Here is a 21,499-nt window from a genome sequence, read left to right as displayed (position 1 = left end):
TTGGCTGCGTCGGCAGCGCATTACCGATCCGGCCGGCAGCAGCGGACGCGGTGTGCCACTCAGGTCGGGAAGCCATGCTTGCGGACGAGCGCCCATATTGTCCTGTTTATCTCGGCCAACGCCGAGATGCTCGCTTGGATCCTGGCGATTTCCATGTCGTCGAGATGTTCGACCTTCCCGTATTTGATCTGATCCTTATTGTCGAAGATGCGCATGAGTTGCGTCATGCCGCGGCCACTCTCCGGATCGAACGAATAGATGCAGTGATTGTATTTGTTCCGTAGGCCTGACTCCCGCCCCAACTGCCGTGTTATCTCAAGTATCTCACGCCGGCATCCGGCATCCGTCCTCGACATCTTGGCCAGGCGCTCGACAAGGTCGATGCGAGCCCGCGTTGTGTTCAAGGTCAAAAAGATGATGATCGCGGTCTCCTTGTCGACTTTCGACAGGCCGGCGATCAGGTAGATGAGCAGGCTCTCGGTGTTCGTCCAAGTGTAATTGAGGCGCCCGACGAGCAGCAAGATCTGTTCAATATAGGCGTTTGGTGCCCTATCCGGAACAGGTGCTGCGGGATCGGTTCTGGTGGGAGTTGCTGCCTGGTCAAGCATGATCACCTCCAGAGCCGAATCATCCAATTTATGACAGTCGAAAACTTATATGTAATGCATAAATGATGATATTCGCTGTACGAGTAAATCTCATTGCAGCGTCCTTGCTACAAAAGGCTGCCATAAAAGAGAATGACAAATTACTCCGAACGAAGGAAATAAACTAGCCGAAATTTACATCCAGTACGTTCCGAAAAGCCAGCATAAGCCGATTTGGCAGCTTATAGGCCAGGGGCTCTCAAAGCACACTTCCCTCATCAGAACACCGGAACCGCAGGGGCTCGGGACCAGCAGCCACTCCCAGGTAAGTCGTGGGTGGCCCGATACGCGACGCCGTGCGGTATCCGAACGAGAGGGAGGAACCGTCACCAGGCCAACACCGACCCGTCCGGTGTGTGCCGCGTCGTTGCGCGTCCATGCACCAACTTCCAACCATACATGTTCAACAGCGTCCGCGCGGCGAAGACCCTAAGGAGATGAATAGCGGTCAAGCTGTCGCGGCCTAGCAAGGACACGACAATGGCTAGAGACCTTTATGATATCGCGCACCGCGATCCTTCGCAGGAACAGCAGCAGCAACAGCGCGAGCAGCAGCGGCAGCAGCAAGAGAGCAGCAACGAAAACACCAATACCAATGAGTCGGCGGGTATCGGCGTAGGTGCAGGGGTTGGTGCCGGCCTGGGCGTTGGTGCCGGGGTGGGTGCTGGCGTTGGTATCGGCAAGGCCGAGAGCGATTCAGACAGCAATGCTCACAGCTCGAGCAAAGGGTTCAACGAGAACGCGAACCTCAATGGAAACCTGAACGCATCGAAAAATCACAATGACAACGAGTCGACGAACACCAACACCAATACGAACACGAGCCATACGGACGTAGACGTCGACGTCAGAGTGGACCTCGAAGGCTTTATGCCTTCCGATGACGACTTTGCCGACATTGACCACAGCGACATCGACGGCATGATCAACGCCAAAATCGGTGGTGTGCTGAACCACGCTCTCAATGGCGCAGGAAACGATGTCGCAAACGTCATCAGCCAGAACGCGAACATCACCGACAACGACAAGTTGGAGAACGCCGAGGTCGAGAACAAGGGCTCTTTCAGCCAGGACTTTGATAGTAGAGGCGGATGGGCGAAGGCCGATGACGGCATTGACGCTGGCGCCGATGGCGGGTTGGGCGGTTTCGGCACAAGCGCCGACGGCGGCAACGCGTTCGGTGGCATCGCAGCGGCTGTCGGCGTGGGCGGTGACGGCACCGGCGGTGCGGCCACGAGCGGTCCGACGACCGGAGGTGCGGGCACCGGAGGAAATGGGACAGGCGGCGCCGGCGGCGGGGCAGCAGCGACCGGAGGCGATGCGACTGGCGGAGAAGGCGAAGGTGGCCGAGGCGACGGGGGTAATGGCGGCGCAGGCGGTGCCGGAACGGGTCTTGGCCTCGGACTTGGGCTGGGTCTTGGGATCGGTGCAGCTCTGAGCGGTGCCGGCGGTGACGGCGGCAGCAACACGGGTGGCGCTGGCGGTAGCCAGAGCGGCGACGGCGGCGATTCCTATAGTGGTGACGCGTCGAACGACGGCCCCGACGGCAATTCGCTCGGCGGATCAGAACTCGACTTCCTGGCGATCGACCTGTTCGATAGAGGTGGCAATGCCAGCAACGAAGGCAACGACGGCAATTCGGGCACCGGCGACTCCGGCCAAGGTGGCAATGGAGGCATCGTCGGTGGCGCCGGGGACGCCACAGATGCAGGCCGCGGCGGTGACAGCGGCGCTGCTGACGGTGACGGGATCGGAGTAGGGGTCGGGGTCGGCATTGGTGCAGGTGTCGGCGGCGACGGCGGCGACGGCGGCGCAGGAACTGGCGGTAATGGTACCGGCGGCGATGCCACTGGCGGATATGCGGATGCAGTCGGCGGCAACGGCGCCAACGGGAACGCTGGCGATGGCTTCGGCGGGGAAGCGCTGAGCGGCGCCTGGGCTTCTGGTGTCGGAGGCGACGGCCTGGGTGGCTGGGCCGCCGGCGGCGATGCGTTCGGCGGAGCCGGGGGGACTGCCTCGAGCACCGGCGGCGCCGGCGGGGATAGCGGCGTCTGGGGCTCGAACAACGGCGACGACGGGTTCGTCACCGGGACCAGTCACGCGAGTGCCGACTCGATTATCGAGACGAGCGCCTTCAACCAGGAAATCGTGATGGGCGCCAACCTGCAGCAGAACGCCATCGACATGACCATCGTGGGTGGCAATCTCGACAGCAACGTCATCGGCGAAGACGACGACGCCGCTGCCTGAGTGAAGCTTACGTTGAGTGGGCTGCGCGGGTTAACCCGCGCAGCCCACTCCCAGAAGCTATTGAAGAAGCCGACCGACTCCGGAGGGGGCCACGTGCTTTTGGATAGGGCGACTGAAGCCATTGCGCACTTCATTGGTCTCTTCTCGAACACCGTGGAGGAAGCGCGGCAGCGAGAGGCGTTCGAGCAGTTCACGGCTGCAAAAGGTGACCCTGGCAGTCTTAAGCCCCTCCCCAATGTCGAGCTTGCCCTTTCAGTTGCCTACGAGTTCGAAGGTTTCGATCCCGGTCTGGTCTATCGTCCCGTCGCACCGGACATAATTTCCTGGACGAACTGGTCCTCCGTCGATTTCAATTCTCAGGGACTGTCGCTCCGTCCAATCTCCGTCCAACCTGAATTCGCCCATGCCGGGCGTTCGGTCGCATCGCTATCCGCCAAGCAGGCCACCGTCGAAATCGAACCGCTCGGGTCTGTCGCGAATTATCTGCACCAGGGCATAGCGCTTGCGGACAATGACTACTTCGGCGTGGGAGGGCACGGCCTGACCTTCGCGCCCCAGCCTGCCGGCGATGGGAACGTTTTCAAGCTCCTGGACGCATCCTCCAGCCTTTCACCCATTCCCGATCCCGGAATGCCCGGCAACGCGATGGCTCTGGCGAAATTCGCGACCGAGACTGCTCAGGCGCTAAACGATTTCAATCAGGACATGATCGCAGGGCACATCGGAGAACTGGACGGCCTGACCGCGCAGAACACCTTGATCGAGAAGGCCGAGTCGCTTGAGGGCACGTTCGTCAACGGACGGGCCGATGAGGCCCCCGATCTTGAGGACTATTTCTCTCTTGAGGCGAGACGCGAGGCCGGCCCGCATCCGGAGGAGGCGTTCAAGCCGAATGTGACAATTACCGACGACGGCGTGAAGATCGATGCCTCCGTGACCCTGGACACGGGAAGTGATGTTCTCATCAACAATGCCGTCCTGAAGAATATGTGGACGGCCTCCACCGTCACGGCGGTGGTTGGCGATCACATCGAGATCAACGCCATCATCCAAATGAATGCGTGGACGGACAGCGACATGGTCCCCGCCGCATTGGGCGGCTGGAATAAATCTCTTGCTGAAACGATGGCGTTCAACATCGGAATTTTCGAACGCATCGAAAACTCCGCCGACAAGGACGAGCCGGACGCCGAGGTCAGCAAATCCTTCCCAAAATACTGGGCGGTCACGGAGGTGACGGGCGATCTCATGATCGTGAACTGGCTTGAGCAGATCACTTTCATGAAGGACAACGATATCGGCATCCTGTCGTCATCAGGCGCGACGAGCTTTGTCTATTCCGGAAGCAATTCCGCTTTCAACAGTACGTCGATCTACGAACTCGGCATTGGGTACGACCTGATCGTCGTCGGCGGCAGCGTCTACGATGTCAATCTCATTCAGCAGGTGAATATCCTGTCGGACAACGACGTGATCGGAGCCGTGCCCGGTTTCGAGACCACCGGTGAGGGCGCATACTCTACGTCAGGCAACCTCCTCTGGAACCAGGCTCAGATCTACAATGTGGGAACGGGTGGCCCCTACGAGGCTCTCCCCGCGGATTACCAGGAGACGGCCGACAAGCTTGCAGCAGGCAAGCAGGACATCGAGGATGGTGTGCTCTCGGACGATGCTTTCGCCGGGCAGACGGCACTGCGCGTCCTCCATATCGAAGGCGACCTCGTCAATTTCCAATACGTGAAGCAAACAAACATCCTCGGAGACGAAGACCAGATCGCCTTGGCCATGCATGAGAGCGGAGCATATTCCGATGCAAAATGGTCTGTGACCACGGGCAACAACGCTCTTATCAACAATGCGGCGATCGTTGATCTGGACTCCCTGGGAAAGACCTATGTGGGTGGCGACCAGTATTCCCAAGATTTCCTCTTTCAGGCGGATATCATCCAGCAAGACCCTGCATTCGCAAAGCAGAATCCCGACGCCTTGATCAACGAAGCGGTCGCGTTCTTGGACGACAGCATGACCGCTGATGCTGATGTCGGCGACTATTACACCGCCGGCAGGCTCGATCCCGACAACATGCACGGCGATCCCTTGGCATCCCTGATAGGCTGAATTGAAAGGTTGGTTGATGTCCCGCGAGCTAAGCGAGCCACCCGGCTTCGATGGGGAATCGTGCGGACCCGGCGGCTCCAATTCCCCGCCCGACGAGCGGGTAGCACCGGCGAGATTGTCGACGACCCTGCGGTCGCAGGAAAAGGAAACTGACAGGACTTTGGCCGACCTCGATAGTGTCGTGCGCGAACTGCGTAGCGCGGCCATGATGGAACAGGTGTCCCGCCCGCCGCCAAGATCAAGCGATCGGTCTGCTGCGGCAGCCGCGGCTGCTTCGGCTGCGCACCATCCCCTGACCCACAATGGCGCCGGTTCCGCCGGACAAGGTGCAACTAACCCGCCGAACGGGCGTGTGGCGATGGAGGCGCCGACATCGGGGCAGTTGGTCCGAAGCCACGCGGCGGAGCCTCAGATCAAGCTCCGGGCTTCCAACCAGCCCGAAGGACCTGTCACCACCAAGGATGCTGTCGCGGCCGAGGCTACTTCGGCCGCGCACCACCCCTTGGCTCACAATGGCGCCGGTTCCGCCGCACGAGGTGCAACTAACCCGCCCAACGGGCGTATGGCGACGGAGGCGCGCACGACCCAAGCGGACCGCAGCCATGCGGCAGGGCCTCAGATTCAGCTCAGGGCTTCCAACCGGCCCGAAGGACTTGTCACCATCGAGGGAGATCGCGGTCCAATCGAGGCGCGAAAAGCGCCTCAGAACGACAGATCAGGCGGCAACGAGAGGAGCGGTCGCGCCGCGCATGGCGCCAACGGAGTGTTCCACAAGCGCCTCGGTCCGATCGACTTCAACGCCAGCCTCAAGGCAGGTGTGTTCGCGGTAAAATACAACCTGGCGGTGGTGATGCTGTTTACCATCGCCAGCAACATCCTGGTCCTAGCCGTCCCGATTTATCTGTTTCAGATTTCTGATCGGATTCTGACCAGTCGCTCGATCGACACGCTGATCATGCTGACAGCGGTGATCGCAGGGGCGGTGGTGCTGCAGGCGATGTTCGACGCCATCCGGCGCTTCATCCTCATGCGAACGGCGGTGGAGTTCGCTGCGCAACTCGGCGCACCGATCCTGAGCGCGGCGGCGCGCGCATCCCTCCAGAGCAACGGTCGCGAATACCAGACGCTCGGCGATCTCCAGCAGGTCCGCTCCTTCCTGGTTTCCCGGACGCTGCTCTCCTTCTTCGATGTGCCGATGGCGCCCCTATTCGTGCTCGCGGTGTTCCTCGTCCACATCCATCTCGGCTTCATCGTGGTCGGGACGGCGCTGCTTCTGCTCATCCTCACCCTCCTCAACCAGAAGGCTACCGCCGCTCCATTCGCTACTGCGAATACCGCGCAAGTGAAGGCAAATCTTCACCTCGAGTCGATGTCGCGCAACTCGCAGATCATCAACGCCCTCGCCATGATACCGGAGGCGGTCCGGATCTGGGGGCACGACACGGCCGATTCTTTGAAGTTCCAAGTCGCGGCTCAAGACCGCAACATCGCGTTTGCCGCCGTCTCCAAAGCATCGAGACTGCTCACTCAGGTCGGGATGCTGGGATGGGGAGCGTTCCTGTCGCTTGAAGGCGAGATCACCGGCGGCATGGTGATCGCCGCTTCGATAATCGCCGGCCGCGCTCTGGCGCCCATCGAAGGCGCTATTGAAGGCTGGCATCAATACAGCCAGTCCCGCGCGGCCTTTGGCCGGATATCCACGCTTCTTAGCGCCTCACCCCTCAATTTCGAGCGCCTGAACCTGCCCCGGCCCGAAGGACGGCTCGACGTCGAGCGGCTGCTCTACGTTCCACAAGGTACCAAGAAGGTAGTGCTAAACGGCGTGACTTTTGCGCTCGCGCCGGGCGATTCGCTGGGCATCATAGGAAACTCGGGAGCCGGGAAGACGACTCTCGGGAAGATGCTTGTCAATTCGATCCTGCCGACATCCGGCAGCGTCCGGCTCGACCTGATGGATTTGCGGAATTGGGACCAGCGCCAACTGGGGGAGAATATCGGTTACGTACCCCAGGACGTTCAACTGTTTCCAGGCACGATCAAGGCCAACATCGCGCGCATGCGCGATGATGCCACCGACGCGCAGATCTACGAAGCCGCCCGGCTGGCCGACGTGCATGAGATGATCGCCAACCTGCCGCACGGCTATGAGACGGTGGTTGCGGCCGACGGCTCGCCTCTGTCCGGCGGACAGAAACAGCGGGTCGCGCTTGCGCGTGCATTCTTCGGTAACCCGCGCCTTATCGTTCTGGACGAGCCGAACTCCAATCTGGACAGCGCCGGCGACGCTGCGCTGACGCGCGCTCTCCAGCATGCAATGGAGCAGAAGATCACCATGGTGACGATCACACAGCGGCCATCGCTGCTGAACAACGTCGACAAGATACTGCTTCTCGTCAACGGAACGGTCGCCTTGTTCGGCAAGCGCAACGATGTGCTGAAGGCGCTTTCTGCTCGCGGCGTGGAGCTTGATCCCGGCACCGGATCGTTCGGTCACCAGCAGATCCAGCAGGGCGCCTGACAATGTCGGACAGCGCGAAATTTCACGACATCGAGTGGTATGCCGATGTGCCGCGATCGATCCGGAAGCACACTACGTTCGGAATTCTGTTGCTCTTGGTCACTTTCGGCGGCTTCGGGGGCTGGGCTTTCACTGCGCCGCTTGCGGCGGCGATAATCGCCCAGGGCAGGTTTGTCGCTACCGGCCAGAACAAGGTGGTCCAGCATTTCGAAGGCGGCATCATAGAGCAGATACTGGTCGGCGAAGGCGACCAGGTCGGGCTCGACCAGCCTTTGATCCGGCTGGACGAAACCGCCGCACTGGCAAAGGAGAGGGAGCTTTTCCTTCGGCGGGTCCGCCTCGAGGCGATCGCGGCCCGCCTGTCAGCCCAGATCCACGGCGATGATCGGGTCCAGTACCCGGACCTTGTGACGGACAACCAGCGCGACTCCGAGGTCGCTCCCATCATAGAAGGGCAGAACCTTAACTTCGAAGCCTGGAAGAACAGGCTGAACGGCGACACCGCTCTGCTTAGGCAGAACATTGAAGCATACGGTTACCGCGCCGAGGGCTACGCCAAGCAGCGGGAGGCGGTGGAACTGCAATTGCAGCTCTTGCGCGAGGAACTGCAAGGCAAGCAGGTCCTCCTCAAGAAGGAGCTTATCCGCGCAACCGACATCAAGGTGGTTCAGCGCGCGATTGCGGAAGCAACTGGACAGATCGGGCGGCTCTCAGCCGAAATCTCCGAGACCGAGGCACAGATCATAAAGGAAAGGCAGCAGATAGAGCAGACCGAGCAGGCCCAGCGAGAAGCTGCCCTGGACGAGCTTCAGAAGATCCAGGGTGAGCTTGATACCGTCCGGGAGCAGTCGCGGGAGGCGAAGAGTGTGCTGCGGCGCGCCACCATCAACGCTCCGGTCGCAGGGACCGTCATCCGCTTGTTCTATCACACACCCGGCGGCGTCATTGAGAGCGGCAAAGGGATCATGGAAATATTGCCGGCCGACGTGCCGCTTGTCGTAGAGGCGCAAGTGAGGCGCACGGATATCGACAGCGTGCGGATCGGCCAAAGTGCAACGTTAAGAATGACGGCGCTCAATCAGCGGACCACTCCGGTGCTGAATGGCACGGTCTTCTACGTTTCTGCCGACGCGTTGCCGGGAGATAAGGTCGCACCCGGTCAGGAGTTCTATCTGGCGCGCATCAGCCTGCCGCCGGATGAACTGGCACGAGTGGCCGACTTTGCTCCGACGCCCGGCATGCCGGTCGAGGTGCTGATCCAGACCGCCGAAAGGACGTTTTTCAGCTATCTGACAAAGCCGATAGCGGACTCCATGTCCCGCGCCTTCACCGAGCAATAGCAATTTCGGCGAGCGGACGGATCGGGACCGACGAGCGCCGCGGGCTGGCCCGTTGCGGTCCGCTCAAGGGTCGGCGGACGCTCCGGCAGGGCTGGCATAGCCTTGCGGCAGCTTCGATGAGATAGCCTCCCGCCCTTCAACAATCCGGTTCGGCGCTGTCCGGCAACTCACTCACGCCTTGATGGCGTCGGAGTGAGGGCTTATGCGAGCGTCGACCAAGGAGGCGATTCTTGTCAGCTCTCAACAAGTTCCTCGGCGACAGCCCGCTGCGCGTGTTCCTGAAGCTTGCCGTCGTGTCGTTCCTCGTCGGGATCGTCATGAGCACGTTCGGCTGGTCGCCGGTCGACCTGTACTACTGGGTCGAGGACACGGTCCGCTACTTCTGGAACATGGGTTTTCACGCGATCGACCGTTTCGTCGGATACTTTCTGCTGGGCGCGGCGATCGTCGTGCCGGCCTTCCTGCTGCTCAGGCTGCTGAGCTACCGCCGATAGACCGTCACGCGAATTCCGCCGCCACCTCGAACAGGATCGCATGGCGCGCGGCCAGAGCGGCGATGTCCTGCGAATAGCCGCCGCCGATGACTGCACAGACCGGCACACCGATCTCGCGAAAAGTCCCGATCACCATGCGGTCACGCGCACGCAAACCGGCATCGCTCAGGCAAAGCCGTCCCAGCCGGTCGTCCTCGTGCGGGTCGACGCCGGCATTGTAGAAGACGAGGTCCCACTGTTCCGCCGCCATCCGGACGAGGGCCGAGCGCAACTCGCGTAGGTATCGCTCGTCGCCGGTCCGGTCAGGCAGGCCGATATCGAGGGTGGAGGCCTCCTTCCGCGCCGGATAGTTCTTCTCGGCATGCATTGAGAAGGTGAACACCCGCGGCTCGTCGGCGAGGATGTTAGCCGTCCCGTCGCCCTGATGGACGTCGAGGTCGACCACCAGAATGCGCGCCTCGGCGCGCTCGGCGAGCAGATCAAGGGCCGCCACCGCCACGTCGTTGAACGTGCAGAAGCCCGCGCCCTGCGCTTGCCTGGCGTGATGGCTACCGCCAGCGGCGTTGCACGCGATACCATGGGCAAAGGCCAGGCGCGCGGCGAGCAAGGTACCGCCGGCGGCACGGCGTGCCCGCCTCGACACGAGGTCATCGACGGGAAAGCCGATCTCTCGCTCGATTGTCGTGGGAACGTTGCAGGAAAGCACCTGGTCGACATAGGCCGCATCGTGCGCGCGCATCAGCGCCCGCTCTTCTGCCAAGGGCGCCTCGACGTGAACCGACGCGCCGAGCACGCCCGTCATGTCGAGCCGCTTTATCAACGCCCCGTACTTGCCCATCGGAAAGCGGTGGCCGGCAGGAAATTTGGCGTCGTAGTCGGGATGGCTGACGATGTGCAGGCTCATTGGCGCGATGCTAGCGCATGTGCTTCGCCCGGCAAATCTCGCCGCCCGCCTTGCGCGCGGGCTAACGTCGCGTAAGAAGCAGGCGGACCTGAGTAGCTGGCAAAGCGATGGAAAAACCTCTCGACGCGAGTTTCGCGATCACCAACAAGTCGGTCCTCAAGATCGCCGTGCCGATGACGCTCGCGTATCTGACGACACCGATGCTCGGCGTGGTCGACACGGCGGTGGTCGGCCAGTTCGGCGATGCTGCGCTGCTGGGCGGCCTCGCCGCGGGGGCGCTGGTCTTCGACGTGGTTTTCACCACGTTTAATTTTCTGCGCTCCGGCACGACCGGCCTCGTCGCCCAGGCGATGGGCCGACGCGACGCGGTCGAGGAGCAGGCGGTGTTTTGGCGGGCCTTCGCTATCGCTGTCACAGCCGGGCTCGTGCTTGCGGTGTTGGCGCCGCTCTTCGTCGCGCTTGGGGAGCGGTTCCTCGGCGTCGAGGAGCGCGTCGCCGTCGCTATGCGCGAATACGTGCTGATACGCATGCTTGGGGCGCCGCTGTCGCTCATCAACTATGCGGTGCTGGGATACGTGCTCGGAAGAGGCGAGGGCGGCCTGGGGCTCATCCTGCAACTGGTGCTCAATGGGGCCAACATCGTTCTTTCGGTGCTGCTCGGACTGGGGCTCGGCTGGGGCGTTGCTGGGGTCGCCTGGGGAACGGTCGCAGGCGAATGCCTGGTGGCGGTGGTCGGCCTCGCCATCCTCCATGCCCGCTTCAGAGCAGGGCCGGGCTTGCCGCGCGAGCAGCTCCTCGATCGGGCCGCATTCCTGACCATGCTGTCGCTCAACCGCGACATCATGATCCGCTCGTTCAGCCTGCTCGCTGCCTTCGCGCTGTTCACGCGCCAGGGCGCCTCGATGGGTACGCTGACGCTCGCCGCCAACGCGGTGCTGATGAATTTCTTCATGGTTGGCAGCTTCTTCCTGGACGGCTTTGCGACGGCGGCCGAGCAGCTAGCCGGCCGTGCCGTCGGGGCGCGCGATGCGGCAACTTTCCGCAAGGCCGTCCGGCTGAGCACCACGTGGGGGTTTGGCATGGCGGCGCTGGTCAGCGCCGTCTTCCTCGTCTTCGGCCCGCATTTCATCGACTTCATCACCACCGCCGAGGCGGTGCGAGAGATCGCGGCGACCTATCTGCCCTGGGCGGCGCTGACCGCGGTGAGCGGCGTCCTTGCCTTCCAGATGGACGGGGTGTTCATCGGCGCAACCTGGTCGCGCGACATGCGCAACATGATGCTGGCCTCGCTCGCCGGCTTCGTGCTCGCGTCCTACGCGCTGAAGCCGCTCGGCAATCACGGCCTGTGGGCGGCGCTCCACATTTTTCTCATCGTGCGCGGGCTCAGCCTTTTGATGAGACTTCGGCAGCGACTCAGGCTGGCTCTGTAGACTCGATCGGCTGAGCGGCCCAATGTTCCGTCCGCGTGCCGCGCAGCGCCGAGATCGACGCCGCGCCTTCGCGCTCGAGCGTCGAGATCAGCCCGCGCAGGATGCGGCCGGGCAGCGTCGGCCCCCCATAGATCAGGCCCGTGTAGAGCTGAACCAGGTCGGCGCCCGCCCTGATCTTCTCCAGCGCCGTCTCGGCATTCGAAACGCCGCCCACGCCGATGATCGCCATGTCGGGGCCGACCAGATTCCGCATTCGGGCGAGAACGGCGGTGGAGCGCGCAAATAGTGGTTTTCCCGAGAGCCCGCCGGACTCCTGGGCCTGGCTTTGGTCGCGCAGGGCGGTGCGGGAGAGCGTGGTGTTGGAGACGATCAATCCGTCGATCTTATGTGCCGTGACTTCCGCGGCGATGTCCTCCAACTCGGGTTCGGTGAGATCGGGCGCGATCTTCAGGAAGATCGGAACGTGCCTATGCCGATCATCGGGCAGATCGGCGCGCGCCGCCATTAGGCGACTGAGGAGTTCAGAAAGCTCTTCGCGAGCCTGCATCGAGCGCAGGCCGGGCGTGTTGGGCGAGGAGATATTGACGGTGAGATAGGTAGCGAGCGGAGCGAAGCGGCGAATTCCTTCTTCGTAGTCGCCGATCCGGTCGGGGCTGTCCTTGTTGGCGCCGATGTTCACGCCCACGATGCCTGGTCGCAGCCGTCGCGCGGCAAGGCGGGCCGCGCAAGCGCCATGCCCCTCATTGTTGAAGCCGAGCCGGTTGATGACCGCCTCGTCCTGCTCCAGCCGGAAGATGCGTGGCCTGGGGTTCCCGGGCTGCGGCAGCGGCGTGATGCTGCCCACCTCGACGAAGCCGAAGCCGAGGGCAAGCAGGGCGTCCGGCACCTCGGCGTTCTTGTCATAGCCGGCGGCCATGCCGAGTGGGTTCGGAAAGTCGAGCCCGCAGAGCCGGACCGAGAGTCTGGCGTCGCGCGGAGCCGACGATGTAAGGGGAACCCCTATCTGGAGGGCTTTAAGCGACAGCCCGTGCGCGGATTCCGGATCGAGGCAGAACAGCGCCCGCCGGCCCAGCGCTCCCAGCACCTTTCTCACGCCTCGAGATCCGGAAAGACGTGGCCGTCTGGTCCGAGCGGCAGAGGTTTTGCCCAGACGACTGCCTCCATTGACAGCGGCCCGTAGAGATGCGGAAACAGGTCGCCGCCGCGGGAAGGCTCGTATTTCAGCGCCGGCCCCAGCTGATCCGCCGCGATCGCGACGATCAGCAGGTTGTCCTGGCCCGCGAAATGCCGGCGGGCCGTCTCCTTAACTTGCGCAGCCGTCGAGAAGTGGATGAAGCCGTCGGCGAGGTCGACCGGCGCGCCGATGAAGGTTCCCTTGCGCTCTGCTTCGGTCCAGAGCTCTTGCGGGGCGATCTTGTAGATGATCTTGTGCATGACCGCCCCTATATGCCGATCGGCGCGAAGCGGGAAGGGAGGGAGCACGTCCTTCGCATTTCCGGCATAAACTCATGCAAACTTGCCACGACAGTCCGGAGGCCGACCCATGCGCAGCATTGCCCTTTTCGCCACGCCGCTCCTGTTCGGGCTCGTCGCCACGACGGCGCTCGCCCAGGAAGACCGCTATGTCCTGGAAAAGTCCGATGACGGCTTCGTGCGCATGGACCGCAAGAGCGGCGAGATGTCCACATGCAGGACGGAAGCGACCGGGCTGGTCTGCAAGCTGGCAGCGGACGAGCGCACCGCATACCAGGACGAGATCGACCGTCTGCAGAAATCGATCACGAACCTAGAACAGCGTGTCGGAAAACTCGAGAATTCGCTGACGGCGCGGCTGGAATCGAAACTCCCGACCGAACAGGAGTTTGACCAGACGCTCGGCTACATGGAGCGGTTTCTTCGCAGGTTCATGGGCGTGATGAAGGATTTCGAGCACGAGGACCAGGGCAATCCGGGCTCCGAGGGCCACAAGACCTGATCCATCCGGAAGGTGCGCCCTTCGAGGCTCGCCCGCGAGAGTTTGCGCAAAAATTCCAGCGCCAACGGGGGCTCGCACCTCGAAATCGCCCGCAGGACGTTCGTGCGCGAGCCTCGAAGGACGCGCCAAAGGAAAGCTTCGCGCTTGCCGCTTGCACTGACGCGTTTACGCCGCATAATCGGCCTCGGGACCCGCTTAGACCAGAACAACAGCGGGCCGGGAGGCACGCTTGGCGGATGGCTACAGGTTCCTGATCGCGGACGATCATCCGCTGTTTCGCGGCGCTTTGAAGCAGGCCCTTTCCGGATTCGACGAGGTCGAGCAGATTTTCGAAGCGGGCGACTTCGAAACGACGAAGTCGCTCGCCATCGCCCATGATGGCCTCGATCTTCTGTTGCTGGACCTGTCGATGCCCGGCGCTTCCGGCCTGTCGGGGCTGATATCGATCCGCGGCATCAACTCGTTGGTGCCAGTCATCGTCGTTTCGGCGCATGACGACCCGGAGACCATCCGCCGTTCCCTCGAACTCGGCGCATCGGGCTTCATCTCCAAATCCGCGAGCATGGAAGACATAAGGGCCGCAGTCAGCGCCGTGCTGGCGGGCGACATCGCCGCTCCCGTTGGCGTCGACTTAGGCACCGAGCAGGACCCGGAGATCTTGGATCTCATCAAGCGGCTGCAAACCCTCACCCCGCAGCAGACGCGGGTGCTCGGCATGCTCGCTGACGGGCTGCTCAACAAGCAGATCGCTTATGAGCTTGGCGTGTCCGAGGCCACCATCAAGGCGCATGTCTCGGCCATTCTGCAGAAGCTCGGCGTCGACAATCGCACGCAGGCGGTCATCCTGCTGTCGCGCATCGGCACCGACCCGCAGGTGGTGACGGGTTAGTACGAGACATTCGTGTGAGTTCGATTGCAAAACTTGCATCGCGCCTCTGAAATGGTGCATGCGTCCTTCCTGTGAAGCTCTGGACCGCCCTCACCAAAACCGTGTTCGCTGCCGTCACCCTGCTGATGGCTTCGACCTGTTTCCCTGCCCTTGCCGAGCCGAACATCCCGACCTTCTGGGACACGCGCGAGCGTCTCGCCAAGCCGGACCTTGCGGAGTTGAGCCGTCTGCGGTTCCTCACCACGACAGACTTCCCGCCCTTCAACTATTTGGACAGCGGCGGCAGGCTGTCCGGCTTCCATGTCGATCTGGCGCGCGCGGTCTGCGCGGAACTCGGGATCGCGGACAAATGCCAGATCCAGGCGCTGCCCTGGAACGAGCTCGAGCCAGCGCTCGCCAAGCGCGAGGGCGAGGCGATCATCGCGGGTCTTGCCACCACGCCGGAGGCCCGCAAGCGGCTTCTGTTCTCGCGACCCTATCTACGTTTCACGGCCCGCTTCGTGACGACTAATGCGAAGGCGCTGAACGAACCGCTCTTCGCCTCGGTGAAGGGTAAGCGGGTCGGCGTCGTTGCAGGCTCCGCGCACGAGCGGCTGCTGCGCGATGTCTTCGGCAACGTTCAGGAGGTCACCTTTAAGGACGAGAAGGCGCTGCTGGCGGACCTGAAGGCAGGCAAGCTCGATGCGGCCTTTGGCGACGGCATGCGGCTGGCCTTCTGGCTGGCGGGGCCCGAGGCCGCCAATTGCTGCCGGTTCTCGGGCGGGCCCTACCTCGCGCCGGATTATCTCGGTACCGGGCTGATGCTGGCCGCGGCACCCGGCAACGAGAAACTGATCGCCGCATTCGATGCGGCTTTGCAGCAGATATCCGCGAAGGGCGTCTTCAGCGAGCTCTACCTGCGCTATTTTCCGCTGAGCTTCTATTGAGCCTGCACGAGGGCCGGCGAGGGTGGCCATCGAAAAACGGAATCCCGTCAGCGCTAATAATGCGCGACGGCCCTTCGGTCACGTCAGCGAACGATGTCGCGCCTTGGCGGCACGCTCTATCGCCGCCACCGTTTCCTCGTCGAGATCGAGATGCCGCTGCACAAGCTGCAGGATGCGGACCTCTTCAAGCCGCATTTCCATGTCCGAACACGCCACCTCGAACGCGGCGGAATAGGCGGTATCGTGCAGGCGCGGGGGAATTGCCGCTCGCGCTGTGGTCAGGACGCGCTCCAGCCCTTCATTTTCGGCAAGTAGCCGCTGGCACTTCTGCGCGACCGGGATCAGCCTTCGCTGGTCGAAATCCTCGAAAACCGGCCAGGTGCGTATGACCGTGCCGATCCGCCCGAGTTCGATGTCGGTCATCTCGCGATCGGCGGCCGACGTGACCACCATCAGGTAGATCAGAGCTTCCTGCGTGCCCGGCTTGGCCATTCTTCCCTCCCTCGATCTGCTGGGAACGTAGGAGGACGGGTTCGCCATCACAACCCGTCGCGGCCGCGAAAAGTTGACGCTTCCCGCCCCGGCGAATAGAGCAGGCGCGACTTTTGCACCCGCGGGGTGCCGACCCTCAGGAACAGTCCATGATCAGGCCAGTCGAACTCAGTCCCGAAGTGCTCGCGGCCGCCGCCGAGAGCAAAGCGTGGCCGTTCGAGGAGGCGCGGAAGATCATCGAGCGCTACAAGGGGCGCGACTTCCCTGAGACCGTGCTGTTCGAGACCGGCTACGGACCATCCGGCCTGCCGCACATCGGCACTTTTGGCGAGGTAGCGCGCACGACGATGGTGCGCCATGCCTTCCGCGTGCTCACTGAAGACAAGGTGAAGACGAAGCTCCTCTGCTTCTCCGACGACATGGACGGCATGCGCAAGATCCCGGACAACGTGCCGGACCGCGCCTTCCTCGAGCCGCATCTGCACAAGCCGCTGACTTCAGTGCCGAACCCGTTCGGCGGGGACTATGCGAGCTTCGGCGATCACAACAACGCCATGCTCCGACGCTTCCTGGACACCTTCGGCTTCGACTACGAGTTCGCCAGCGCGACCGAATACTACAAGGCCGGGCGCTTCGACGAAGTGCTGCTTCGCGCGGCAGAGAAGTACGACGACATCATGAAAGTGATGCTGCCGACGCTCGGACCGGAGCGGCAGGCAACCTACAGCCCATTCCTGCCGATCTCGCCGAAGACAGGACGCGTGCTCTACGTGCCGATGAAGAACGTCGACGCGAAGGCTGGCACGATCACCTTCGACGACGAAGACGGCGCCGAAACGACGCTGCCCATCACCGGCGGCCGGGTGAAGCTGCAGTGGAAGCCGGACTTTGGCATGCGCTGGGCTGCGCTCGGGGTCGATTTCGAGATGTTCGGCAAGGACCACCAGACCAACCAGGTGATCTACGACCGCATCTGCTCGATCCTCGGCGGCAAGCCGCCAGAGCATTTCGTCTACGAGCTCTTCCTGGACGAAAACGGCCAGAAGATCTCGAAGTCGAAGGGCAACGGGCTGACCATCGACGAATGGCTGACCTACGCGCCAACCGAGAGCCTTGCGCTCTACATGTTCCAGCGGCCGCGGCAGGCAAAGAAGCTCTACTTCGACGTGATCCCGCGGGCGGTCGAGGAGTACTACCAGTTCCTCTCCGCCTTCCCGCGCCAGGAGTGGAAGGAGCGGCTCGGCAATCCCGTCTGGCACATCCACGACGGAGAGCCGCCGAAGGTCGACATGCCGGTCTCGTTCGGCCTGCTGCTCAACCTGGTCAGCGCCTCGAATGCCCACGATCGCAGCGTTCTGTGGGGCTTCATCTCGCGCTACGCCCCGGGCGTCACGGCCATCACCCATCCGGAGCTGGACCGGCTGACGGGTTATGCGATCCGCTACTTCGAGGATTTCGTGAAGCCGCAGAAGCGCTATCGTGCCCCCGACGAGGTCGAGCGCGAGGCGCTGGCATCGCTCTCGGACGCGCTCGCGGAGCTTCCGTCGGATGCGGACGGCGAGGCGATCCAGAATGCGGCGCTGAACTTAGCGCGCCGCATCGAGCGCTATCAGGACCACTCCAAGCAGAGCCCCGAGGGCGGGCCCGGCGTCTCGGTCGCCTTTTTCCAGATGATCTATCAGGTGCTGCTGGGGCAGGAGCGTGGGCCGCGCTTCGGCTCGTTCGTCGCGCTCTACGGCATCGCCGAGACGCGCGCGCTCATTGGAGAGGCTTTGGCGGGGCGGCTGGCGGCGTAGGGAACACCTCGACAGCCGGTCCGGGCAGGTCCGATTCCGCGGGCGCAATCGCGGGCTCAGGCGCAAGGATGGACGTGGTTGCGCCGCTTTCCGCGGATGGAGCCGGCAATTCGCTGGAGACCGCGGTGACAGGCGGAGCGTTCATCGCGGGCGGCGGCCCGAAGACGCCCTTCTTCTCCTGGGCCGCCCTGGCACCGAGCTCGGCATAGGCGCCGTCCGGGGCCGCGCGGGCCCAGCCATTGCCGACCAGCCAGGCGCCGATGTCCTGCTTTCCCATCCGGCAGCTGATGGTGAGCATCTTGTCCGCCTCCGGCGGTATGTCGCAGGAGACTGTGCGGCCGCGCAGCCAGGCACGGAAAGCGGCGCGGGCTCGCGTGCCACACGGCCAATCCTTGCCCTCGAAAGAACAAGTCTCCTCGGGGGAGATCGGCTCGAGCCCTGAGATCGTGATCCGATACCCGCTCACTTCGAGCGTACCGGCGGCGGTCGTGACCGGACGAACGAGCTTGGCCCCGCCTTCGGGAGCTTTCTGCTTGGGCGGCAGGGCCGGACCGATGTCGCTCAGCGCTGCACGAGGCTCGACCCGCTCCAGTTCCTGCTCCTCGACTTGCGGGAAGGCGATTTCGTTCGGCGCCACGGCGCGGGGATGATGGGGCGGGGTGGCCGGGGATTGTTGCTGCCGCATCTGCGTATCGCCTGCCGAGATTACAGGATCCGCCTGGACGGCTTTCGGCGGTGTGCCGCCGGTGATATCCTCTTTGCTTTCCGCTAGGGCCGGGCCTGCCGTCGATGCCTCCTTCTCACCCAAGGACACGGCTGCCTGTTCAGCTCGATCGAGCGGGATTTCGCCGATCGAAGCATCCGTCTCGCTATGCACCGCTTTAGAGACGTTCCCGGTCCGCAGATTTCCGCCGGCGGACATCACCAGGAGCGACGCCCCGGCAACGGCGAAAGCCCCGAGTGCGAGGGCTGCCGGCCGCCGCACTATTGGCTGGCCCACAAGATGCGCGTCATCCACTCGACCTCTGCCATGGCAATGCGCCGGATCGGATGGGCGGGATTGATCGAAAGCAACTCGATTTCACGCGAATTGCGCTTGGCCAGCACCTTGGCCATCACCTCTCCGGAGGTGGTCTTGACGACGACGCGGTCGCCCTTGTCCACTCTCGCGCCCGGATCGACGATCAGCACATCCCGGTCGCGATAGACGGGAAGCATGGAATCGCCCTGCACTTGCAGCGCGTAGGCGCTGTCGCCCGCCCGTACCGGCAGTTCGATCAGGTCCCAGCCATGACCCGCCGGGAAGCCGGCATCGTCGAAGAACCCACCTGCTCCGGCCTGTGCGAAGCCTAGCAGAGGCACCGTGGAGCGCGGCATTGAGAGAGCGTCACCGGCGCTTCCGCTACCCGATACCAGCCGCATGAAGTCCTCGAGCGAGGAGTTCGTCGCCTCGATGATCTTGGCGAGCGATTCGGTCGAGGGCCAGCGCGGGCGACCATCGGATGAGCGGCGCTTCGACTTGTTGAAGGCGGTCGAATCGAGCCCCGCCCGCTTGGCAAGTCCCGAAGGGGACAGCGCGTTACGGGCGGCCAGTGCGTCGATCGCCGCCCAGACACGATCATGCGAGAGCATCGCAGGCTCCGCTTGGAAAGGAAAATATACCTGAACTTAATGACCGATGCTCCGCCTGTCCATAGCCGGGCTACGAATTCAATGTAGCTGTTATCGAGCTTTTCCGAGACAGGCGATTGGGTCGGGAGCGAGAAGCAATTTCCGGCACTCGCCGCCTGATCCTCGCATGCGTCCGCTTGACGGAATCTATTGGGCTCGCCACATCAGCGACTCACAAAAACAAGGGCGGGGCAAGTGTACGCGTTGAAATCCCTGATAGAATCCCGGCGCTTTGAGTACTGGATCACCGCGCTGATCGTGCTGAACGCCATTACGCTCGGCCTCGAAACCTCTGCCTCGGCGGTGGCAAGCTTCGGCAACGTGCTGGTCTTGGCCGACCGCGCCATCCTCGCTGTTTTCGTGCTCGAGCTCGCGGCCCGCCTGATCGTCTACCGAGGCAGCTTCTTCCGCGACCCTTGGCGCATCTTCGATCTCGCCGTCGTTTCGCTTGCGCTCATTCCCGCCACAGGAAGCCTTTCCGTGCTTCGCGCGCTCCGGATCCTGCGCGTATTGAGGCTAATCAGCATCGTCCCGTCGCTGCGGCGCGTGGTGACCGGCTTCATCACAGCGCTTCCCGGCATGGGCTCGATCATGCTGCTCCTCGCGCTGGTCTTCTACGTTTTCGCCGTGATGGCGACCAAGCTTTACGGCTCCTCATTCCCCGAGCATTTCGGGAACATCGCGGCATCGCTCTACACGCTGTTCCAGGTCATGACGCTGGAGGGCTGGTCTGATGGCGTGGTTCGCCCGGTGATGGAGGTCTACCCGGGCGCATGGCTTTTCTTCATCCCCTTCATCGTCGCGACGTCCTTCACCGTCCTCAACCTCTTCATCGGCGTCATCGTCTCGGCAATGGAGGAGGAGCACGAGGCAGCCGCCACGGCAGAGCGCAAAGCCATGCAGAACGACCAGGATGAGATGATGGCCGAACTGCGGGCCCTGCGCACCGAACTCAAGGAACTCAGGTCGGTAATTCGGGCTCCGGAGCGGGTGAGCTAAGAAGCGTCAGCTCTTTGCGTCGGCGCTGATGCCGAGTTTGTCGGCCATGGCAGCCCCGCGCTCGCCCATTGGGCGGGGCTCCCCCGTCGTTGAATCATGCGCCGTCTGGTGCTCCATTTCGGAGTTCAGCTCGGCGCCGGCCAGCAGGATGATGACGGAAATCCAGGTCCATACCAGGAAACCGATCACCGCGCCCAGCGATCCATAGGTGGCGTTGTAGTCGGCGAAGTGCTGCAGGTAGAAGGAGAACCCCCAGGACGCCAGCAGCCAGACGACGGTTGCCATGATCGCGCCAGGCGTGATCCAGCGCCACTTTGCCCGCGCGCGGCTGGGGCCGTACCGGTACAGCAGCGATATGCCGAAGCCTACCAGCACGAGCAGGATTGGCCAGCGAAGCAGGCTGACCAGCAATTCCGTCCAGCGGTCGAGATGTAGGAACGCAAGCACGGCCGGCACCACGCCGACCGAAACGATCATCACGATGCCGACGAACATCGCCCCAAGGGTGAACCCGAAGGAAATGAGGTTCAGCTTGATGAACGAGCGCTTCTCCTCCTCTTCATAGGCCACGTTCAGTCCGTCGAAGAGGCTCTTGATGCCGCTGTTGGCGCTCCAAAGTGCAATCACCAGACCGGAGATGAAGCCCCAGCTCAGGGCCGAAGTGCTCTGCGAGGCAAGCGAATTCAGCTGGTTGCGGATGAGATCGAGACCGCCTGTCGGCAGCACGCCGCCGAGGAAGGCTATATGGTCGGCGATCGTCTTGGGATCGGCCACGAAGCCATATAGCGACACGAAGGCGGCGAGGGCCGGAAACAGGGCCAGCAGCAGATAAAAGGTGGCGCCGGCGGCGATGAGGAGGATTCTGTCCCCGGTGATCTCAGTCCAGAGGCGCCAGGCAATGTCGAGCCAGCCGCGAGCCGGGATGTCCGTCGGCTTCGTGGCGTCGCGGCCGCGTCCCGGTTCGGCGGCCGCTGCTCGATGATCTTCGTGATAGGGTCGGTAAGCTGCCTGGGACACGCGTCTGCCTCGCATGGTTCGCGAAAGCCGAAC

Annotated in this window: 19 protein-coding genes; 11 read left to right on the top strand and 8 right to left on the bottom strand. The window is 63.0% G+C overall.

Annotated elements, in window-relative coordinates; translation table 11 throughout:
• Positions 1–59: 59 nt before the first annotated feature.
• Positions 60–608 (bottom strand): hypothetical protein, encoded by a 549-nt coding sequence (locus HUI96_RS08075; protein ID WP_237684011.1) that lies wholly within the window; start codon positions 606–608, stop codon positions 60–62.
• Between the two features lie 519 nt (positions 609–1,127).
• On the opposite strand from HUI96_RS08075, the gene HUI96_RS08070 reads away from it, so the two are divergent.
• The 5 genes from HUI96_RS08070 (at position 1,128) to HUI96_RS08050 (ending at position 9,367) form a co-directional block, all read left to right on the top strand.
• The gene (locus HUI96_RS08070; RefSeq protein ID WP_188254120.1) at positions 1,128–2,897 is read left to right on the top strand and encodes a hypothetical protein; all 1,770 of its coding nucleotides are present in this window, start codon (positions 1,128–1,130) and stop codon (positions 2,895–2,897) included.
• Positions 2,898–2,990: 93 nt separating this feature from the next.
• A complete protein-coding gene (locus tag HUI96_RS08065; RefSeq protein ID WP_188254119.1) occupies positions 2,991–5,015 on the top strand; it encodes a hypothetical protein in 2,025 nt (674 codons plus the stop codon).
• 358 nt (positions 5,016–5,373) lie between these two features.
• Positions 5,374–7,533, top strand: coding sequence for a type I secretion system permease/ATPase (locus tag HUI96_RS08060; RefSeq protein WP_237684033.1), 2,160 nt, complete (start codon positions 5,374–5,376; stop codon positions 7,531–7,533).
• A 2-nt stretch (positions 7,534–7,535) separates the two neighbouring features.
• The gene (locus HUI96_RS08055) at positions 7,536–8,873 is read left to right on the top strand and encodes an HlyD family type I secretion periplasmic adaptor subunit (RefSeq protein WP_188254118.1); all 1,338 of its coding nucleotides are present in this window, start codon (positions 7,536–7,538) and stop codon (positions 8,871–8,873) included.
• A 230-nt stretch (positions 8,874–9,103) separates the two neighbouring features.
• The gene (locus HUI96_RS08050) at positions 9,104–9,367 is read left to right on the top strand and encodes a DUF6460 domain-containing protein (protein ID WP_188254117.1); all 264 of its coding nucleotides are present in this window, start codon (positions 9,104–9,106) and stop codon (positions 9,365–9,367) included.
• Positions 9,368–9,371: 4 nt separating this feature from the next.
• Here HUI96_RS08050 and HUI96_RS08045 read toward each other — a convergent pair whose 3' ends face one another.
• Positions 9,372–10,271: a histone deacetylase family protein gene (locus HUI96_RS08045; protein WP_188254116.1), complete on the bottom strand. Its 900-nt coding sequence runs from the start codon at positions 10,269–10,271 to the stop codon at positions 9,372–9,374.
• A 107-nt stretch (positions 10,272–10,378) separates the two neighbouring features.
• Between HUI96_RS08045 and HUI96_RS08040 the strand changes: the two genes are divergently transcribed.
• On the top strand, positions 10,379–11,701 hold the full coding sequence (locus HUI96_RS08040) for an MATE family efflux transporter (RefSeq protein ID WP_188254115.1): 1,323 nt from the start codon (positions 10,379–10,381) through the stop codon (positions 11,699–11,701).
• Here HUI96_RS08040 and HUI96_RS08035 read toward each other — a convergent pair.
• Positions 11,685–12,794 carry a quinone-dependent dihydroorotate dehydrogenase gene (locus tag HUI96_RS08035; RefSeq protein ID WP_337918150.1) on the bottom strand — a complete coding sequence of 370 codons (1,110 nt, stop codon included), beginning with the start codon at positions 12,792–12,794 and terminating at the stop codon, positions 11,685–11,687. The genes HUI96_RS08040 and HUI96_RS08035 overlap by 17 nt on opposite strands.
• Entirely contained in the window at positions 12,791–13,135 is a 345-nt protein-coding gene (locus HUI96_RS08030) for a DUF952 domain-containing protein (protein ID WP_188254114.1), read from the bottom strand. The genes HUI96_RS08035 and HUI96_RS08030 overlap by 4 nt, the downstream gene beginning before the upstream one ends.
• Positions 13,136–13,244: 109 nt before the next feature.
• On the opposite strand from HUI96_RS08030, the gene HUI96_RS08025 reads away from it, so the two are divergent.
• The 3 genes from HUI96_RS08025 (at position 13,245) to HUI96_RS08015 (ending at position 15,491) form a co-directional block, all read left to right on the top strand.
• Positions 13,245–13,676, top strand: coding sequence for a hypothetical protein (locus HUI96_RS08025; protein ID WP_188254113.1), 432 nt, complete (start codon positions 13,245–13,247; stop codon positions 13,674–13,676).
• 229 nt (positions 13,677–13,905) lie between these two features.
• Positions 13,906–14,565 (top strand): response regulator transcription factor, encoded by a 660-nt coding sequence (locus HUI96_RS08020; protein ID WP_188254112.1) that lies wholly within the window; start codon positions 13,906–13,908, stop codon positions 14,563–14,565.
• Positions 14,566–14,690: 125 nt separating this feature from the next.
• On the top strand, positions 14,691–15,491 hold the full coding sequence (locus HUI96_RS08015) for a transporter substrate-binding domain-containing protein (protein WP_188254185.1): 801 nt from the start codon (positions 14,691–14,693) through the stop codon (positions 15,489–15,491).
• 78 nt (positions 15,492–15,569) lie between these two features.
• Here HUI96_RS08015 and HUI96_RS08010 read toward each other — a convergent pair whose 3' ends face one another.
• Positions 15,570–15,983: a tellurite resistance TerB family protein gene (locus tag HUI96_RS08010; protein WP_188254111.1), complete on the bottom strand. Its 414-nt coding sequence runs from the start codon at positions 15,981–15,983 to the stop codon at positions 15,570–15,572.
• A 149-nt stretch (positions 15,984–16,132) separates the two neighbouring features.
• Between HUI96_RS08010 and HUI96_RS08005 the strand changes: the two genes are divergently transcribed.
• On the top strand, positions 16,133–17,779 hold the full coding sequence (locus HUI96_RS08005; protein WP_188254110.1) for a lysine--tRNA ligase: 1,647 nt from the start codon (positions 16,133–16,135) through the stop codon (positions 17,777–17,779).
• On the opposite strand, the gene HUI96_RS08000 is transcribed toward HUI96_RS08005, so the two are convergent.
• Positions 17,742–18,797, bottom strand: coding sequence for a thermonuclease family protein (locus HUI96_RS08000; RefSeq protein ID WP_188254109.1), 1,056 nt, complete (start codon positions 18,795–18,797; stop codon positions 17,742–17,744). The two genes, HUI96_RS08005 and HUI96_RS08000, sit on opposite strands and share 38 nt — an antisense overlap.
• Positions 18,764–19,411, bottom strand: a complete 648-nt coding sequence (locus tag HUI96_RS07995) for a S24 family peptidase (protein ID WP_188254108.1) — start codon at positions 19,409–19,411, stop codon at positions 18,764–18,766. Before HUI96_RS07995 ends, HUI96_RS08000 begins: the two co-directional genes overlap by 34 nt.
• 234 nt (positions 19,412–19,645) lie before the next feature.
• On the opposite strand from HUI96_RS07995, the gene HUI96_RS07990 reads away from it, so the two are divergent.
• Entirely contained in the window at positions 19,646–20,449 is an 804-nt protein-coding gene (locus HUI96_RS07990) for an ion transporter (RefSeq protein ID WP_188254107.1), read from the top strand.
• Between the two features lie 6 nt (positions 20,450–20,455).
• Here HUI96_RS07990 and HUI96_RS07985 read toward each other — a convergent pair whose 3' ends face one another.
• On the bottom strand, positions 20,456–21,481 hold the full coding sequence (locus HUI96_RS07985; protein ID WP_188254106.1) for a YihY/virulence factor BrkB family protein: 1,026 nt from the start codon (positions 21,479–21,481) through the stop codon (positions 20,456–20,458).
• Between the last annotated feature and the right edge of the window lie 18 nt (positions 21,482–21,499).

The organism is Pseudaminobacter soli (ex Zhang et al. 2022) (assembly GCF_014595955.1).
Classification (GTDB): Bacteria; Pseudomonadota; Alphaproteobacteria; order Rhizobiales; family Rhizobiaceae; genus Kumtagia; species Kumtagia pseudosoli.
This window is presented reverse-complemented; position numbering and strand designations above follow the sequence as displayed.

Bases quoted from the DNA above. Each gene is read 5' to 3' on its own strand.
- HUI96_RS08075 (WP_237684011.1), bottom strand. From the start codon at position 608: ATGCTTGACCAGGCAGCAACTCCCACCAGAACCGATCCCGCAGCACCT.
- HUI96_RS08070 (WP_188254120.1), top strand. From the start codon at position 1,128: ATGGCTAGAGACCTTTATGATATCGCGCACCGCGATCCTTCGCAGGAA.
- HUI96_RS08060 (WP_237684033.1), top strand. From the start codon at position 5,374: ATGGAGGCGCCGACATCGGGGCAGTTGGTCCGAAGCCACGCGGCGGAG.
- HUI96_RS08055 (WP_188254118.1), top strand. From the start codon at position 7,536: ATGTCGGACAGCGCGAAATTTCACGACATCGAGTGGTATGCCGATGTG.
- HUI96_RS08045 (WP_188254116.1), bottom strand. From the start codon at position 10,271: ATGAGCCTGCACATCGTCAGCCATCCCGACTACGACGCCAAATTTCCT.
- HUI96_RS08040 (WP_188254115.1), top strand. From the start codon at position 10,379: ATGGAAAAACCTCTCGACGCGAGTTTCGCGATCACCAACAAGTCGGTC.
- HUI96_RS08030 (WP_188254114.1), bottom strand. From the start codon at position 13,135: ATGCACAAGATCATCTACAAGATCGCCCCGCAAGAGCTCTGGACCGAA.
- HUI96_RS08025 (WP_188254113.1), top strand. From the start codon at position 13,245: ATGCGCAGCATTGCCCTTTTCGCCACGCCGCTCCTGTTCGGGCTCGTC.
- HUI96_RS08015 (WP_188254185.1), top strand. From the start codon at position 14,691: ATGGCTTCGACCTGTTTCCCTGCCCTTGCCGAGCCGAACATCCCGACC.
- HUI96_RS08010 (WP_188254111.1), bottom strand. From the start codon at position 15,983: ATGGCCAAGCCGGGCACGCAGGAAGCTCTGATCTACCTGATGGTGGTC.
- HUI96_RS08005 (WP_188254110.1), top strand. From the start codon at position 16,133: ATGATCAGGCCAGTCGAACTCAGTCCCGAAGTGCTCGCGGCCGCCGCC.
- HUI96_RS07995 (WP_188254108.1), bottom strand. From the start codon at position 19,411: ATGCTCTCGCATGATCGTGTCTGGGCGGCGATCGACGCACTGGCCGCC.
- HUI96_RS07985 (WP_188254106.1), bottom strand. From the start codon at position 21,481: ATGCGAGGCAGACGCGTGTCCCAGGCAGCTTACCGACCCTATCACGAA.